We start from the raw sequence: 15,775 nt of genomic DNA on the forward strand, positions 1-15,775 counted from the left end.
GCAGGCTTGAAATGCCCGAATATCTTGAACTTCCGCTTGCCTCGATCAAGGCAGGCACTGGCCGCGCACGCGACCTGGACCCGGCCTGGGTCGAGGGGTTGGCGGGGTCCATCCGCGAACAGGGGCTGATGCAGCCCATCGTCGTGCGGCGCTTGGGCGACGGGTATCGCCTGATCGCAGGGCATCATCGCCTGGAGGCCGTCCGGCTGCTGGGTCATGACGGTATCCTGGCCATGGTGTCGGATGCCGAGAGCGATGACGCGGCCCGCCTGGCCGAGGTCATGGAGAACCTGGGCCGTCACGAGCTGATCGCGCTGGACCGCTGCCACCATCTCTTCGAACTGAAGCAGGTCTGGGAACGGATGCACCCTGACTTTGCGAATGGCGGTGGGAAAACTTTGCCCACCGGTGATGGCCAGGGCGAAATCTTCGGCTTCGCCACCTCGGTGGCCGATGAAGTGGGCCTTTCCAAGCGCGCCATCAACATGGCCGTCAAGATCTGGACCAACCTCGCCCCCCAGACCCGCCAACGCCTGGTGGGATGTGTACTATCCCCCCAATGACTGGGTGTGCAGCTGCGGGGTCCACAGCCTGTCGCGCGGCGATCTGCGCCGGATGGGCAAGACCGGGCCGGATCCTGCGCCAGCCATCGTCCGCAAGCCCCATACCCACGAGGCCACCGGCGTGACCGTCCAGCTGCCCGAGGGCACCGGCTATGGCTGGGATCACATGCCGGGCGATCTGTGGGAGCGCGGCCTGGTGCCGTCGGCGCTGATCGAGGAAGGCGGCGGGCTGATCCAGGAAGGCCGCCATGCCGTTGTCATCGACCAGCCATCGCCCCTGGCCGACCTGGTTGCCTCGGCCCGGTTGTTTACGGCCCAGCCGCTGGCCGAGGATCTGGCGCCCGAGGATTATGTCCGCGCCTTCCTGGAGCCTTTCGGGGCCGATATCGGCCGTGCGGTCCTGTGGGAGGATCCGGCCGGCATGCGCGTTCCGATCTCGGACCAGTTCTTCAGGGACCGCTTGGGCACCTGGAAGATCGGCAAGCGGGGCCGCGGCCGGTTCACACCCCTGATGGCTGAGACGCTGATGGATCCCGACGAAATCTGGCTGGGCGTTGCCGCCAAGCCCGATCCGGTCAGGCCGGACATGCAGGAACTCCTGGTTGATCGGCGCTATGTGCGGGTCGATCCTGCCTTAGGCATCCTGTCGGTTATGGAGATCGGGCGGAAGTGGTGGGAGCCTGTGACAATGTTCGTGCCGGACCGCGAAGGGCGTCCGAACCTGTCGGCCCTGAACGCCCGGCGCGGCGGCAAACTGATCTGGAAACGAAAGTGACGGCCGGGGTGATCCGACCGCCGCGTTGGTGGCTACAGGCTTCCATCACCGGGCATCGCCATCCAGCCCATCGGATATACGTCAGAACCGGAGGATTTTCAACATGACCGGGATCAGCATCAGCGTCGAACTGCGCGCCGGGGAAGCGCGGAACCGCCTGCAAGGCTTGCTCGATCGCATGGACAACCGCCGTCCCCTGTTTGCCTCGATCGGCGAACGCCTGGTCAAATCGGCCAGCGACAACTTCCGAGCCGAGAAGGCACCGGACGGCAAGCCCTGGAAGAAGTTGCAACCCCGGACGATCCGCGAACGGGAAAAGCGCAAGCTGACCCCCATCGCCATCCTGCGCGCCCGCGGCCATCTGGCCGGGTCGATCAACTATGCCGCAACCAACGACGAGGTGCGGATCGGCTCGCCGGTCGAATACGCGGCTATCCACCAGCTCGGGGGCACCATCCAGCAGCCGGACAGGGCCGCGAAGATCTATCGCAAGCGGGATGCGGACGGTAAGATCGGACGGCGCTTCGTGAAAAAATCCGCAGCCGACGTCATCACCGACGTGACGATCCCCGGCCGCGCCATTATCATCCCGGCACGTCCCTACCTTGGCTTGTCGCCGGCCGACGAGGCGGCGATACTGGAGGACGCGGCGGACTGGCTGGCCCCGTGAAACGGCACCCCCCGAAAAACGGCCCAGGAGCGCCCTTGGCGCTTCGCTGGCGCATCGGGCCGTCCACAAGCCAACTGCCCTGTTAGCCCCCTGTTAGAATCGCTCTGCGGGCACATTCCGAACCAAGCAGGGGTCGGCCGCGTTCAAATCCGTTGATCGGCGTCTTGATCGGGCGCATGATGGGGCCGCAGAGACGACAAGAGGCCGGACCCCCGTCCGGGCTCTTTTGTTCCTGACACGCAGCATGGTGCACCGGACATCAACCCGGACCCGCCATGACCGCCACGCCCCTGACCGCCCGCATCGAGGTTTTCCGCCCCGGCACCTTCACCCCCATGGAAGGCGGCGCGATCACCTATTCGGCGGCCGACCTGCGCGCCATCGCCGACGCCTATGATCCGGCGACAGCGCCCGCCCCGATCGTGGTGGGCCATCCGTCGACGAACGCGCCGGCCTTCGGCTGGGTCGAGAGCTTCGACTACGACGCCGCCACCGAGCGGCTCTATGCCAACCTCCACGAGATCGAGCCTTCCTTCGCTGAGCTGGTGAAGGCCGGGCGGTTCAAGAAGGTCTCGATGCAGTATTTCGGGCCGGACCAGAGCCACAATCCGGTGCCGGGCACCTGGTATCCCAAGCATGTGGGCTTCCTGGGCGCCGCCGCCCCGGCCGTCAGCGGCCTGAAGAACGTGGCCTTCAGCGAAGCCGCCGCCCCCGCCGTCACCTTCGAGGTGGCCTTCGGCGCCCCGGCCGAGGCTGCGTCGCTTCTGCGCAAGCTGCGCGATTTCCTGATCGAGCAGTTCGGGACGGAGAAGGCCGACCAGGCCCTGCCGTCCTGGCAGATCGAATGGCTGGGCGATCAGGACCAGGCCCCGGCCCCGTCCTTCGCCGAATCCCTCGCCACCCCCGACACCATCCCCAACCCTGAAAAGGAACTCCCCGCCGTGACCCAGCAGAGCGACCCGGCCTTCGCCGCCCGCGAAGCCGACCTGACCGCGCGCGAACAGGCCCTGGCCGATCGCGAACGCGCCGCCGTCCATGCCGAGAACCTGTCCTTCGCCGAAGGCCTGGTCGCCGCCGGCAAGCTGATCCCCGCCTCGAAGGACAAGGTGGTCGCGATCCTGGACGCCCTGCCAGCCGACGCTGCGGTCAGCTTCTCGGAGGGCGAGACGTTGTCGCCCGCGGCGGCCCTGCGCCAAGTTCTGGACGCCCAGCCCCAGGTCGTCAGCTTCGGCGCGCTGGATCTGGGCGAGGCGCCCGCCGCCGGCGGCGCCGCGTCCTTCTCGGCCGACGGCAAGGCGGTCGATCCCGAGGGCCTGGCCACCCACAACAAGGCGCTGGCCTATCAGCGCGCCCATCCCGGCACCGGCTATATCGACGCCGTCCGCGCCGTGGCCTGATCGGAGGAACCATGCAGTATTTTCAGGATGTCCTGACCGTCACCACCCCCACCACCGGGCTGTTCGAAGCCTATGACCTGGTCTCGTTCACCGGCGCCAAGGTCGCGGCCGATGACGCGCCTGTCCTGGGCGCGTCCAAATATCCGAACACGGTCGTCGGCGATCTGGCGAGCGTGATCGCGGTCGGCGTGGTGCGGGTCAGCATACTTTGGAAGCGGCACGCATCCTTCGACTGCTGCGATTCCGGGTCCGTTGCGACATGCCTGGGTTCAGCGCGTGTCTTGCGAGCTACGCCGACATGTTGGACCCCATGTCGGGCGATGCGGCGCGTCTGCGTGCTTGCCGGCGCTATCTCGAACCGGTCCGGGAACATATCGTGGTCGAGAAGCTCAAGACGCCCCCGACGCGTCCGACGGAATTCGAGAACCCCTACGGACTCGAAGTTCAGACCACGCCTGAAGGCATGCTGCTGATCATATGCGAGCGGCATCTGTCTGCGGCCATCTGCGGGTTCGAGGACGCTTCGAAAAAGCACGATCAGGCGGAGTGAGCGACCTGTCTGCCCTGCCGCGATGCGCGGCAGGGGGAACCCGACGGAACCTATCCTGATCCGTCAGCGTCAGCAGCCCGATTGCCGGCGTCCCTGATGGCGACGAGATCATCGGTACTCGCATGGGGACCAGCAGATCCTGCTCGACACGGGCGGATGAGCCTTGCCCGCCATGTGCATCCGGCGGCTCCAGCCTTCCATCCCATCCCATCCCCTTCCATATTGGAGACTTTCCATGACCCCCTCGATTACTCTGACTCCCGCCCAGCGGCATCATCTTATTCGCGCCCTGACGGCGGTTGCCGCCGCGGAGACCGGACCCAGCCCGGAGGATCTGGCCGCGGCACCCGCACTCTACTCATGGCGACCCCTGATGACTCTCGATGCGACCCCTGTGCTTTGGGGTCAGGTCAATGGCCATCCCCGCCTCGCCCCCGGCCCGATCGTCACCTCACGTCTCATCGCGCTCGACCGTGTAGCAGGTTGGGCGCGGACGCTGAGCCGCTGGTATCGCCTTGCCGACCCCTTCACGGCGCTCGAAAGCTCTCTGGCAGGTGGAACAGGGCTCTCCGGCGCAGAAATGCAGATCGTGCTATTCGAATTCGGCGGCTATATTCCGGTCGACGACCTTGCCGTGCTGGACCGGCTGCTTGTGTCCCATGTTGCCCGCTTGCGCGCATATGAGGCGAACGAGCGGACATGATTAACGTCCTGTAGGACTGAGTTGCTGGAGGATCAAAGCGAAAGATGATGGGCAGCCCCCACTGTCAGCCCAGCCGGAACGCAGGTGTCGAAAGCAATCGAACGGCGAGACCGATCGAAAAAATCGCGTCGTGGCGCAGCAGGTCGTCGGCCGATCTGCTCTCAACGATGCTGCGACGCTCAAGATTGCTGCCGTCATCGACGTGCCGGAAATGCGACAGCGGGTTTCGTAGCGCCATCATGCGGCGGAGGTCGGTGACGTCTTCATCAGAGATTACCTCGCGCTCTCGGCAGCGGCGGAGGGTGTCGGCGAACTGGATGCGATCCGGAATGTCATCGACCAGAAGCCCGGCGTGAAGATACGCCGCCAGCAGATGCTCCACGAGCCCCTGGCACAGCAGGATCGTCGCCACATAATTGCCGTGCACGAATGACGAACGCGCTTCGACCCATGCGTGATAGGCCGCAGGACCACCGTAGATCATCGTACCCGATCGCCCCATCTGGCCGCCCAGATCGGTCAGCATCCGGAAACGGCTGACCTTCCCTGGCAGGTCGTCATGAAGGTCGGCCAGCAGATGACGGACGAAGTCCAGATCCGAAAGGTCCGATAGCAGATCGGGCTGATCGTCCCCGCTCACAGTCACGCGGCCTTCGCCCCACCGTCGAAGATCTCGTGCAGCATGGCCGGAATCAGGGCCTTCACATCCTGCGCGGTGCTGGCACGAATGGCGCGGGCTTCGCGGGCCTTTGCTTGGAGGCGGTCGAACCAGTGCTGGTGAGAGATTGGCGGTGCCGGGACGGTGATTGCCTCCAGTGCGCCTTGGCCAAGAGTGCGGTTTCGGTCCGCGCTGCCGGGCGATGCGGCCTGGACCTTGCCGAGACCTTCATGGGTCTGGAGGTAAAACCAGATGAAATCGGCAGTCGCGAGTCCTTCGGTCGGAACGCATGTCAGGTAACGGTGTGAGCCAACCCGCCCATGGTCGCCGGGACCTGCCACCGCGAACGCGCCCTCCCAAGCCTTGATGTTGCTGAACACGAGATCGCCTTGCTGAACGAGGAACAGCTTTTGCCAGCTCAGCTCCGCCCCCAGCAGATCAGGCTTGTGGAAAGTTCCCCGGCCGAATGACCGGACGCCAAGTTCGGGATATGCGGCATCGAGATCGATCTCGACCGGCCTGCGCACCAGCGGCGCGACCTCGGCCAAGGGTCGCAGGGGGGCGCCGTCGATGGCGCGCTGGAAAGCTTTCAGCAGCAGCGCCTGCGTTTCGCGCTCGGCCGCCTCGATGGCGCTGCGGCGTTCGTCCACCAGCGCGGCGACCCGGTCGAGCCGCCGGACGATGCGGCGCTGTTCGTGGAGGGGCGGCAGAGGAACTTCAATTGTCGCAAGCTTCTCCACCCCGAGTGTGCGATTTCGCCCGGCACCGCCGGGGGAAGCACGGAGCAACTGATCTCTCCCTTTGTCGTGCGTGAACCACCAAAACAAATACCGGGCGTCAGCCGATTTCGGATCGACCACGCAGGTAAGAAAACGATGGGAACCTACCTTCCCATCTTCCGCCTGAGTAGCAACGGCGACAGCCCCTTCCCATGCAAAGACAATATTGAATAAAAGGTCGCCTTCCTTCCATTCAAACAGTCGCTTTTCCCCAAGTTCCGATCCTGTTTTGGGTTTCTTGTGAAAGACGCCACGCCCAAAAGAACGAATCCCGACCTCGGGGTAAAGCTGATCTGGCATAGTCTCAATTGGACGTCGGACCAGTGGTGCAATTTCCCTCATGGGACGTTGAACAAGCTTTGCCATCACACGCGCTCCGCCAGCACGGCCTTGATCTCGTCCATGATGCCGAGGATCCGTTGTTCCTGCGCGATGATCGCGTCCACGATCTCGGCTGGTGCGCGATGATCGGCAACCTCGTTGGAATGCGGGTTCTTGATGTCCAGGTTGCAGGCGACGACACGATCCTGATCGTCGCGCTGGATCAGGTCAGCGGCAGAGACCTTCCAGGCGCGCTCGTTCGGCTCGCGCTTCTTCCACCAGGCGAGGCAGTCCGCAAACTCCTCAAAGGCCATGGGCGCGGTTTTCGAGTACTTCTTGCGGCCCTCAGGCAGCGGCATCTCGTAGTACCAGATGTCCTTCGTCGGTCCGGTCGTGTCGAAGAAGATCAGGTTGGCCGGGATGTCCGTATAGGGCGCGAACACCCCTTCGCGCAGCCGGACCACCGTGTGCAGGTTGAACTTTTCCAGCAGGTCCGCCTTGATCCGCGCCGAGATGCCATCGCCGAACAGCGTGCCATGCGGAACGACGACCGCGGCCCGCCCGCGCCCGGCGCGCTTCAGCCGCCGCATGATCAGTTGCAGGAACAGCAGCGCGGTTTCGGCCGTGCGGCGATCCTCTGGGAAGTTGTTGAGGATGCCTGCCTCCTCTTCGCCGCCGAAGGGCGGATTGGTCAGGATGATGTTGACGCGCTGATCCTCGCCGATCTCGGCCAGACGGAAGCGCAGGGCGTTGCCCGGATCGATGCGAGGGGCGTGCAGGCCGTGCAGCAGGAGGTTGAGCTGGGACAGCAGGAACGGCAGCGACTTGGCCTCGCCGCCCCGGATGGTGTCCTCCTGCAGGATGCGGCGTTTCTCGACCGTGTCGGCCTGGCGTTCCAGATGAAGGAAAGCATCGGTCAGGAATCCGCCGGTTCCGCACGCCGGGTCGAGGATGGTCTCGCCCAGCTTCGGGTCCGTCACCTCAACCATGAAGCGCACGACCGGCCGCGGCGTGTAGAACTCGCCCGAGTCTCCCGCCGCGTCACGCATTTCGCGCAGCAGCGTCTCGTAGAGGCGACCGAGGGTGTGGACCTCTTCGGACGAGTCGAAGTGGATGCCGTCGACCAGGTTGACCACGTCGCGCAGCAGGTAGCCGCTTTCCATGCGGTTGGCGAAGCCTTGGAATACGGTGGCGATCACATCGCGCCGTTCGCGCCGTCCATTGTCGCCGCGCAGGGCGCGCAGATAGGCGAAGAGGCCCGGGCCAGGCGTGCCGTCAGGTCGTTCGGTCTTCTCGGAAACGAGAAACGACAGCAGGTCGGGACCGGTGATGCCGTCGGCGTCCGCCGCCCAGTCGCGCCAGCGATAGGGAGGTTCGATGATCGGGCGATAGTCTTTGTCGGCCAGCTCGGCGCGCTCTTCCTCGATCCTCTCCATGTCGTCGAGGAACTTCAGGAACATGATCCATGTGAGCATGGGCAGGCGATCGAGGTCGCCGTTCAACCCCTTGTCCTTGCGCATGATCTTGCGCGCCGACTTGATGATGCTGTCGAGGCGTTGGGCGGTGGTCAGTTGCTTGGGCGCAGCCTTCTTGCGGGCGATTGTAGCCAACGTGGGGTTCCTTCAATTCAGGCGGTGTAGAGCAGGCGCTGCAGTTCGGTGACGGCGCTGCGCAGCTCCTTTCCCCCGCCGAAGCGGGCGGCGATTTCGATCACGTTTCCCCATTCATTGAAAGGGGGAATTTCGAGGATGTCGGGCAGCTTCAATTGGGCGCTGCCGTGTTCGGCATACTTCTCAAGCACGGCATCCAGAACTTCGCGGGCATCCGGCCCGAAGCGGTCCAGAAACTCGTCCTGCTCACGCAGGACGCGGTCGGCGCGCTCGCGGCGGGTACGCAGCGGCGCGTTATATGCCAGATGGCAAAGCAGATCGAACGGGTCGGCCTCCGGCTTTCCGACCGCATCAGCCAGCGAGTCGAGGTCGATGCCCTTTTCCTCCAGCCGCTCGACGATTTCAGCCCGACGCTCGGGGTCGAGCCAGTCCGTACGCAGTTCGGACGCATTGGGATAGAGCGTGCGCACCTTGTCGCCGGTATAGTCGCTTAGCTGTCGGCAGGCGAGCTGTCGCCCGTCGGAATCGAGTTCGTACACGAGGTGCCGGACAATCGAGACCTCGCCGCCGTCGACATAGAACTTGCGTGGGCCGTTCTCGGCTTCGTCCCCCAGGTCGACGGGTCCATCCGGGACGTCGGGCCCTTCAGGAAAATCGTCGGAATCTGGGGCCCCTTCTTCGATCTCACGTTCCTCGACGATATCGCCGTCCGCATTGATGACCGCTTCGTCCTCGCGGACGGGATCGCCGTCAAAGGCAGGATCGGCGAACATGCGTGTCGCCGTTCCGGTGTAGTCGATGATGTTGAAGGCGAGCTTGCCGTAGTCGGGCCGGAGACGGGTACCCCGTCCGATGATCTGCTTGAACTCCGGCATGGAGCCAACGACCCGCGCGAGCACCACGTTCTTGCAGGTCGGGGCGTCGACGCCGGTCGTGAGAAGCTGCGACGTGGTGAGGATGACCGGCGTCTGGGTTTCGACATCCTGAAACTTCGCCCTGTGCGCGCTTCCCACATCGCCTTCGTCGGACGTCACGCGGCAAACGTAGTCGGGATGATCCTTCACGAGATCGGTGTTCAGGGCGGCGAGCGCCTGCCGCATTTCCAGCGCGTGTTCCTGGTCGACGCAGAAGACGATGGTCTTGGTGAAGCGGTCGGTCTCGGCCATGAAGCCCGCAAGGTGTTTCGCAATGGCTTGCGTCCGCGCACGAAGCGCCACGACCCGTTCGAAGTCCCGCGTGGAGTATTCGGCATCGGGGATCTCGCGTCCGTAACGATCAAGCTCGCCGCGCGTCGGGCGCCAACCGGCGGCGTCGTAGTCCGAGACGACACGGTGAACGCGATACGGGGCCAGAAAGCCGTCGGAGATGCCCTGCGCCAAGCTGTACTCGTAAAGCGGATCGCCGAAGTAGTTGTAGGTGTCGACGTTGTCCTCGCGCCGCGGTGTCGCCGTCATGCCGATCTGGGTCGCAGGCTCGAACCATTCGAGAATCTCGCGCCAGTTACTGTTGTCCCGCGCACTGCCCCGGTGGCATTCGTCGATGATGATGAGGTCGAAGAAGTCCCGGGCGTATTCGCGATAGAGGCCGGGGCGGTTCTCGTCACGCGCGATGGACTGGTAGATCGCGAAATACATGTCGCGGCTCTTGACCGCCATGCCGTCCGCGATCTTGTGCCGGGCATCGCCGAACGGGCTAAAATCCTTGGCCATCGGATCGTCGATCAGCACGTTGCGATCGGCGAGAAACAGGATCTTCGGGGTCCGGTTCACTCCTTTCGAGTTCCAGCGAGCCGACCAGAGCTTCCAGCAGATCTGGAAGGCGACGGCGGTCTTGCCCGCTCCGGTGCACAGCGTGAGCAGTGCCCGCTTCCTGCCCTGAAGCGCCGCCTGAACGGCCCGATTCACGGCGATTTCCTGATAGTATCGAAGGGGTTTGGTTCTGTCTGGAAACGTAGGCGTCAACAGCCGTTCCGCCACTTGGTCGTCGACAATGCTTTCGGCGCGGCGGAGCCGGGCCCAAAGGTCATCAGGTGCCGGGAAATTCGAAATCGTTCGCTCGACGCCGGTCGTGTAGTCGAACTCGACAATCTCTATTCCGTTGGTCGAATAGGCGAAACGAAGTCCAAGGATCTCGGCATATTCCTTAGCTTGTTGAAGCCCCTCCGCGGCATGCCGGTAGCGGGATTTGGCCTCGACGACGGCGATCGGGAAATCCGGGTTGTATCGAAGCAGGTAGTCCGAGCGCTTCTGCTTCCCTCGGCGCGCCTTGCCGCCAACGAAGACAACACGGCCGTCGGTGAAGGTTCTTTGCTCGTTGATCGTGTGCGGGCGATCATCCCAGCCTGCTGCCTGCAACTTCGGAACGACAAACATCCTGCAGGTATCGGCTTCGTTCATGCGGAATCCACTAAGCCTAGCTTCGACGTGCCATCCGGCAGAAATGGGCTTGTCAAGAATTGGGGTCAGTTCAACGCACAATTCTCATTTTCGGCGACCCCTTGTACGCCAAGATGGCTTCGCAATGCTACAGCTTGGCCAATGTATCTCGCAAGTTCTCTTCGGCTTTGGACTGACAAGGTCACAACAGAGGTCGTCGACGTTATCCACAGCTTTTTATCACCGCTCTAGCTGCAACGGTCCGCTATCCTATGGATGACAGAACACATCGCATATCTCGCGCAAGAAGTCGCCAACATCGTCGGCGTCAATCATCAGACTGCCCCAAAGGCCTATTCGCAAGTCCTGGACACAGGCAAGGACTGCAGCACGATTGGCCGTGGATTTTGGGAAGTAGTCCAGGCTTATGTCGCACAATGCAAGGCCAGGCAGGCCGCTCAACATGAGAAGGACACCGAATGCCGCGCGCCGCGCTCTATGCTCGCTTCTCGACTGACCTGCAAAGCGACCGATCCGTCGATGACCAGATCGCCCTCTGCCAGGAATTCGCGAGCAAGCAGGGCCTCGACATCGTCGCTCGATACAGCGACCGCGCCCGGTCCGGCGCAACTGTCCACGGACGCGACGGGCTATGGAGTCTTCTGGACGACGCCCGCGCCGGGCGCTTCGACACGGTCGTCGTCGAGGCGCTCGACCGACTGAGCCGCGACCAAGAGGACTTGGCGGGCATCCACAAGCGCCTGACCTTCGCCGGCATCGACATCGTGGCCGTGCATGACGGACGCGCGGATGCGATCCAGGTGGGGATCCGGGGCCTGGTTTCGACCCTGTTCCTGACCGACCTGAAGCACAAGATCCGGCGCGGCATGACGGGCGTGGTAGCGGACGGGCGCATTGCGGGCGGCAAGGCCTATGGCTATCGCCCGGTGCCGGGCCAGCCGGGCGAGCCGGAGATCAACCTCGACGAGGCGCAGGTCGTCCAGAGGATTTTCCGGGCGTATGCGGACGGCACGTCCCCACGCGACATCGCCCGCGCGCTGAATGACGACAGCGTCCCTGCCCCGCGGGGCGTTAGGTGGAACGCCAGCACTCTGAACGGCAACGAAGGCCGCGGCCATGGCATCCTGACAAATCCGATCTATGCCGGCGAGATCGTCTGGAACCGGGTGCGCATGGTCCGGGATCCCGACACCGGCAAGCGCGTCAGCCGCCCGAACCCGCCCTCGGAATGGCGCCGCTCCGAGGCCCCGGAATTGCGAATTGTCGATCCTGAGCTTTGGGAGGCTGTGCAAGCCCGCAAGCAAGGACGAATTATCGTGCGCAAGGCCAAGCATTCAGACCCGCGATCGCGCCGGCTGCTGACCGGGCTGGTGAAGTGCAGCCGGTGTGGCGGCGGCCTGACCATGCACGATCGTCGCGGCGGGGCGATCCGGGTCACGTGTTCCACGGCGAAGGAAAGCGGCTCGTGCGACAACCGGCGGCGCTACCGGTTGGACAAGATTGAGCGAGCCGTTGTCGATGCCGTTGTCGCACGGCTTCGAGAACCGGACGCCGTCAGGTCATGGCTGGAAACGGTGCAGGCCGAGGCACGCGATGCCTCGAAGGCCCGGACCAAGGCTGAACGGGCGCTGGCTGCGGCGCAAGGCAAGCTGGACCGGCTGCAGATGAACCTGGTCGATGGACGCATCGATGCCTCTTTTTTTGACCGCCAGGTAGGTCCGATCCGGGCCGACGTTCAGGCTGCCAGGGAACTTCTGGACCGGGCGCCATCCGCCCAGGTCGTCACCCTGCACCCGTCCGCCATGGCAGAGATGACGGAGCTGCTGTCAGTGCTGGCCGAACACCTGCCCGACCTCAACCCCCGGGAAGACCGCGCGATGTTCGATGCCTTCCGCTCGCTTATAAAGCGCATCGTAATCCACGACCGCGAAGACAACCATATCGATTGCGAGATCATCGGGACCGTCACGCCATTGTTGGGGGGGAAACCGAGGGTTTCGGTGGTAGCGGAGGAGGGATTTGAACCCCCGACACAAGGATTATGATTCCTCTGCTCTAACCAGCTGAGCTACTCCGCCACGGGTGGGGGCGATTTACGGGCTGGCGTGGGGGGCGTCAAGCGGTTTTCGTTCAACGACATGAAAACGCCGCCCGGGACAGGGCGGCGCTTGTTTTTCGGGCCGAAGACAGGATCATCCGCGCGCCTTGACCACCTGCAACAAGGGCATGACCTGCGCCATGTCGGGGCCGTGGGCCTGGCCGGTGACGGCCTTGCGCAGCGGCATGAACAACCCCTTGCCCTTGCGGCCGGTGGCGTCCTTCACGGCGGCCGTCCATTCGCCCCAGGTCGCGTCCGTATAGGGCGGCGGCGGCAGCAGGGGCATGGCTTGGGCGATGAAGTCGGCATCCTCGGGGTCGATCTGCGGCTCGGCGCCCTGGGAAAAGATCGTCCACCAGTCGGCCAGGTCGTCCAGCCTGGTGATGTTCTGCGAGGCCACGTGCCAAAAGCGTTCCGCCAGATGGTCCGGCACGCCAAGCGCCGCGATCCGGTCGCGCACGGCCTCGAAGGGCAGCGCCTGATTGCGTTCGCGGGTCAGCGGCCACAGATCGGCGGCGTCGAATTTGGTGGGCGAGGCGCCGAACTGCGACAGGTCGAACCCTTCGGCCAGATCGTCAAGGGTCATCCTCAATTCGACCGGCTGGCTGGATCCCAGGCGGGCCATCATCGACAGCAGCGCCTCGGGCGCGACGCCCGCCTCGCGCAGGTCGCGGATGGACAGGGCGCCGATGCGCTTGGACAGTTCCTCGCCCCCCGCGCCGGTCAGCAGGCTGTGATGGGCGAAGGCCGGGGGGGTGCCGCCAAGCGCGCGGATGATCTGGATCTGGGTGGCGGTGTTCGTCACGTGGTCGGCGCCGCGCACGATATGGGTCACCGCCATGTCGGTGTCATCGACGCTGCTGGCAAAGGTGTACAGCACCTGGCCGTCGGCGCGGATCAGCACCGGGTCGCTGACCGAGGCCGCGTCGACGGAAATGTCGCCCAGGATGCCGTCGGTCCATTCGATCCGTTCCTGGTCCAGACGGAAGCGCCAGTAGCCCTCGCGCCCCTCGGCCCGCAGGCGTTCGCGGTCGGCGTCCGACAGGGCCAGCCCCGCGCGGTCATAGACCGGCGGCTTGCCCATGTTCAGCTGCTTCTTGCGCTTCAGGTCCAGCTCGGTCGGGGTCTCGAACACCTCGTACAGGCGGCCGCCCGCGCGCAAGCGGTCCGCCGCCTCGGCATAGCGGTCCAGGCGCAGCGACTGGCGTTCCACCCGGTCCCAATGCAGGCCCAGCCATTCGAGGTCGCGCTTGATGCCGTCGGCGTATTCCTCCTTGGAGCGTTCCTGGTCCGTGTCGTCCAGCCGCAGGATGAACGTCCCCCCGGCCTTGCGCGCGATTAGATAGTTGAACAGCGCGGTCCGCAGGTTGCCGACATGGATGTGGCCCGTGGGCGAGGGGGCGAAGCGGGTGGTGGTCATGGCAGGTCTCCTGTTCGCCTTGCTCTTTCACAGACAACGATTCTTGTCCATATCAGGGCGGACATGCAGGAGAAGCCGATGACCGACTGGAAGAACCTGACCGCCCCCGACGCGGCCCGGATCGAGGCGATGGCGCGCGACGCCGTGGCGGCCCTGCCTCACGAATTCGCGGGTCATGCCCAAGGCATCGCCATCCGCGTCGCCGAGTTCGCCCCCGAGGAGGTGCTGGACGAATTGCAGATCGACGATCCCTTCGATCTGACCGGCATCTACGACGGCGTGCCCCTGACCGAGAAGTCGGTGTCCGACCAGCCCGGCCAGCCGGACATCATCTGGCTGTATCGCCGCCCCCTGCTGGACGAATGGGCCGCGCGCGGGAACGTCAGCCTGGGCGAACTGGTGGGTCACGTCGTCACGCACGAGATGGCGCATCACTTCGGCTGGTCCGACGACGACATCGCCAGCATCGACCGGTGGTGGGAATGACCCGGCAAGCGCCGATCCTGACGGTCACGCTGAACCCCGCGCTGGATCTCTCCACCGCCACGGACGAGGTGCGGCCCGAACTGAAGCTGCGCTGCGACAAGCCCGAGGTCGATCCCGGCGGCGGCGGCATCAATGTCAGCCGCGCGATCAAGCACATGGGCGGGCAATCGACCGCCATGGTCGCGCTTGGCGGGGCCACGGGGACGCGCATCGCGGACATGCTGAAATCCGACGGGCTGTCGGTGGTCCGCCTGACCGCCCCCGGGGAAACGCGGCAATCGCTGGCCGTCACGGATCGTTCGACCGGCGGGCAGTACCGCTTCGTCCTGCCCGGTCCCGAATGGCACAAGGCCCATGTGGCCGACATGACCCAGGCCATCGCCGAGGCCGCCCGCGCCGGTGGCTGGGTGGTCGTGTCGGGATCGAACCCGCCCGGCGTGCCTGCCGGGTTCGAGCAGATGCTGACCGTGCGGCTGAAGAACAGCGGCGCGAAACTGCTGGTTGACACCTCGGGCGAGGCGCTGCGCGTGCTGGCCGGATCCTCGACCCCCGTCGATGTCCTGCGCATGGACAGCCACGAGGCCGAGGAGCTGGCCGGCCGCCCCCTGCCCTTGCGCGAGGACAGCGCGGCTTTCGCGGCGGGGCTGGTCAAGGACGGGGCGGCGCGGTCGGTGATCGTGGCGCGCGGGGCCGACGGGTCGGTCATCGCCGGGCCGGACGGCGCCTGGCACGCGGCGGCGGCGCGGGTCAAGGTGGTCAGCGCGGTCGGCGCGGGCGACAGCTTCGTTGCGGGCTTCGTTCTGGCCATGGCGCGGAACCGGCCGGTCGAGGAGGCGCTGGCCATGGGCGCCGCGGCGGCCTCGGCGGCCGTGATGACGCCAGCGACCGATCTGTGCCGGGCCGAGGACGTGGAACGCTTCTACGCCGGACGGATCATCTCGAAGCTGTAGCCAAATGAAAAAGCCGCCCAAAAGGGCGGCTTTGCGATGCCGGGACCGCGCGGTCAGGCGGCTTCCGCTTCCTCGGCCTCGGCGGCCATGCGGCGCTCGCTTTCCTCGCGCGACAGCGCGACCGAGGTGCGCACGCCCTTGGACACGAATTCCATCAGGCCCTTCACCACGCGTTCGTTGGGGTCGATGCCGGCGCAGGACAGCACCTCGCGCCCGTCGCGCGAGCGCGCCCAGCGGGCGATCTGCTCGGGGCCGTTGCCGTATTTCTTGTCATCTGCAATCGCGTCATCCAGCGCGGCCAGAACAACCGCCGCAAAAAGCTTGCGGGCCCGCTGGCCTTGTTCGAAGTTGAAAGCCGATCCGTCGACAAAATCGCGCATACCATTCGTCCATCTTCTT

The 15,775-nt window shown here is 65.0% G+C and carries 15 protein-coding genes, 1 tRNA gene and 1 pseudogene; 9 read left to right on the plus strand and 8 right to left on the minus strand.

What is annotated here, in order from left to right:
• Positions 1–11: 11 nt before the first annotated feature.
• The 6 genes from ACFOM8_RS06025 to ACFOM8_RS06050 all read left to right on the plus strand — a co-directional run bounded on the left by ACFOM8_RS06025 (position 12) and on the right by ACFOM8_RS06050 (position 4,658).
• The gene (locus tag ACFOM8_RS06025) at positions 12–563 is read left to right on the plus strand and encodes a ParB/RepB/Spo0J family partition protein (RefSeq protein ID WP_377760249.1); all 552 of its coding nucleotides are present in this window, start codon (positions 12–14) and stop codon (positions 561–563) included.
• 4 nt (positions 564–567) lie between these two features.
• The gene (locus ACFOM8_RS06030; RefSeq protein ID WP_377760251.1) at positions 568–1,338 is read left to right on the plus strand and encodes a PBECR2 nuclease fold domain-containing protein; all 771 of its coding nucleotides are present in this window, start codon (positions 568–570) and stop codon (positions 1,336–1,338) included.
• 103 nt (positions 1,339–1,441) lie between these two features.
• Positions 1,442–2,008 carry a phage virion morphogenesis protein gene (locus ACFOM8_RS06035; protein ID WP_377760252.1) on the plus strand — a complete coding sequence of 189 codons (567 nt, stop codon included), beginning with the start codon at positions 1,442–1,444 and terminating at the stop codon, positions 2,006–2,008.
• Positions 2,009–2,283: 275 nt separating this feature from the next.
• Positions 2,284–3,405, plus strand: coding sequence for a hypothetical protein (locus tag ACFOM8_RS06040; protein ID WP_377760254.1), 1,122 nt, complete (start codon positions 2,284–2,286; stop codon positions 3,403–3,405).
• 298 nt (positions 3,406–3,703) lie between these two features.
• Positions 3,704–3,955, plus strand: coding sequence for a hypothetical protein (locus ACFOM8_RS06045; RefSeq protein WP_377760256.1), 252 nt, complete (start codon positions 3,704–3,706; stop codon positions 3,953–3,955).
• Positions 3,956–4,190: 235 nt separating this feature from the next.
• Positions 4,191–4,658 (plus strand): DUF6634 family protein, encoded by a 468-nt coding sequence (locus ACFOM8_RS06050; protein WP_377760258.1) that lies wholly within the window; start codon positions 4,191–4,193, stop codon positions 4,656–4,658.
• Between the two features lie 64 nt (positions 4,659–4,722).
• Here ACFOM8_RS06050 and ACFOM8_RS06055 read toward each other — a convergent pair whose 3' ends face one another.
• From ACFOM8_RS06055 to hsdR, 4 genes are read right to left on the minus strand one after another with little or no spacing between them, the layout of a single operon-like run.
• Positions 4,723–5,298, minus strand: a complete 576-nt coding sequence (locus tag ACFOM8_RS06055) for a hypothetical protein (RefSeq protein ID WP_377760260.1) — start codon at positions 5,296–5,298, stop codon at positions 4,723–4,725.
• Positions 5,299–5,300: 2 nt separating this feature from the next.
• Positions 5,301–6,461 carry a restriction endonuclease subunit S gene (locus ACFOM8_RS06060; protein WP_377760261.1) on the minus strand — a complete coding sequence of 387 codons (1,161 nt, stop codon included), beginning with the start codon at positions 6,459–6,461 and terminating at the stop codon, positions 5,301–5,303.
• Entirely contained in the window at positions 6,461–8,026 is a 1,566-nt protein-coding gene (locus ACFOM8_RS06065) for a class I SAM-dependent DNA methyltransferase (RefSeq protein WP_377760263.1), read from the minus strand. Before ACFOM8_RS06065 ends, ACFOM8_RS06060 begins: the two co-directional genes overlap by 1 nt.
• Before the next feature lie 17 nt (positions 8,027–8,043).
• Positions 8,044–10,422, minus strand: a complete 2,379-nt coding sequence (gene hsdR, locus ACFOM8_RS06070; protein ID WP_377760265.1) for an EcoAI/FtnUII family type I restriction enzme subunit R — start codon at positions 10,420–10,422, stop codon at positions 8,044–8,046.
• Between the two features lie 458 nt (positions 10,423–10,880).
• On the opposite strand from hsdR, the pseudogene ACFOM8_RS06075 reads away from it, so the two are divergent.
• Positions 10,881–11,936 (plus strand): annotated as a pseudogene (locus ACFOM8_RS06075) (recombinase family protein); the annotation flags it as partial.
• A gap of 45 nt (positions 11,937–11,981) precedes the next feature.
• Here ACFOM8_RS06075 and ACFOM8_RS06080 read toward each other — a convergent pair.
• From ACFOM8_RS06080 to gltX, 3 genes are all read right to left on the minus strand, one after another.
• Positions 11,982–12,215, minus strand: coding sequence for a hypothetical protein (locus tag ACFOM8_RS06080; protein WP_377760267.1), 234 nt, complete (start codon positions 12,213–12,215; stop codon positions 11,982–11,984).
• A 208-nt stretch (positions 12,216–12,423) separates the two neighbouring features.
• Positions 12,424–12,500, minus strand: a tRNA-Met gene (locus ACFOM8_RS06085).
• 114 nt (positions 12,501–12,614) lie between these two features.
• Complete coding sequence (gltX, locus tag ACFOM8_RS06090) at positions 12,615–13,940, minus strand: glutamate--tRNA ligase (RefSeq protein ID WP_377760269.1); 1,326 nt, start codon at positions 13,938–13,940, stop codon at positions 12,615–12,617.
• A gap of 78 nt (positions 13,941–14,018) precedes the next feature.
• Between gltX and ACFOM8_RS06095 the strand changes: the two genes are divergently transcribed.
• Together ACFOM8_RS06095 and ACFOM8_RS06100 are read left to right on the plus strand one after the other, a co-directional pair.
• Positions 14,019–14,426, plus strand: coding sequence for a metallopeptidase family protein (locus ACFOM8_RS06095; protein ID WP_377760271.1), 408 nt, complete (start codon positions 14,019–14,021; stop codon positions 14,424–14,426).
• Positions 14,423–15,376 carry a 1-phosphofructokinase family hexose kinase gene (locus ACFOM8_RS06100; RefSeq protein WP_377760273.1) on the plus strand — a complete coding sequence of 318 codons (954 nt, stop codon included), beginning with the start codon at positions 14,423–14,425 and terminating at the stop codon, positions 15,374–15,376. Before ACFOM8_RS06095 ends, ACFOM8_RS06100 begins: the two co-directional genes overlap by 4 nt.
• Positions 15,377–15,429: 53 nt before the next feature.
• On the opposite strand, the gene ACFOM8_RS06105 is transcribed toward ACFOM8_RS06100, so the two are convergent.
• Positions 15,430–15,756 (minus strand): DUF6280 family protein, encoded by a 327-nt coding sequence (locus ACFOM8_RS06105; RefSeq protein WP_042251710.1) that lies wholly within the window; start codon positions 15,754–15,756, stop codon positions 15,430–15,432.
• Positions 15,757–15,775 lie beyond the last annotated feature (19 nt).

The organism is Paracoccus angustae, from assembly GCF_042648745.1.
In the GTDB taxonomy this organism is placed as follows: domain Bacteria; phylum Pseudomonadota; class Alphaproteobacteria; order Rhodobacterales; family Rhodobacteraceae; genus Paracoccus; species Paracoccus angustae.

Excerpts from the sequence above, each read along its gene's own strand:
- ACFOM8_RS06040 (WP_377760254.1), top strand. The coding sequence starts at position 2,284 with ATGACCGCCACGCCCCTGACCGCCCGCATCGAGGTTTTCCGCCCCGGC.
- hsdR (WP_377760265.1), bottom strand. The coding sequence starts at position 10,422 with ATGAACGAAGCCGATACCTGCAGGATGTTTGTCGTTCCGAAGTTGCAG.
- ACFOM8_RS06095 (WP_377760271.1), top strand. The coding sequence starts at position 14,019 with ATGACCGACTGGAAGAACCTGACCGCCCCCGACGCGGCCCGGATCGAG.
- ACFOM8_RS06100 (WP_377760273.1), top strand. The coding sequence starts at position 14,423 with ATGACCCGGCAAGCGCCGATCCTGACGGTCACGCTGAACCCCGCGCTG.
- ACFOM8_RS06050 (WP_377760258.1), top strand. The coding sequence starts at position 4,191 with ATGACCCCCTCGATTACTCTGACTCCCGCCCAGCGGCATCATCTTATT.
- ACFOM8_RS06105 (WP_042251710.1), bottom strand. The coding sequence starts at position 15,756 with ATGCGCGATTTTGTCGACGGATCGGCTTTCAACTTCGAACAAGGCCAG.
- gltX (WP_377760269.1), bottom strand. The coding sequence starts at position 13,940 with ATGACCACCACCCGCTTCGCCCCCTCGCCCACGGGCCACATCCATGTC.
- ACFOM8_RS06060 (WP_377760261.1), bottom strand. The coding sequence starts at position 6,461 with ATGGCAAAGCTTGTTCAACGTCCCATGAGGGAAATTGCACCACTGGTC.
- ACFOM8_RS06045 (WP_377760256.1), top strand. The coding sequence starts at position 3,704 with ATGTTGGACCCCATGTCGGGCGATGCGGCGCGTCTGCGTGCTTGCCGG.
- ACFOM8_RS06035 (WP_377760252.1), top strand. The coding sequence starts at position 1,442 with ATGACCGGGATCAGCATCAGCGTCGAACTGCGCGCCGGGGAAGCGCGG.
- ACFOM8_RS06025 (WP_377760249.1), top strand. The coding sequence starts at position 12 with ATGCCCGAATATCTTGAACTTCCGCTTGCCTCGATCAAGGCAGGCACT.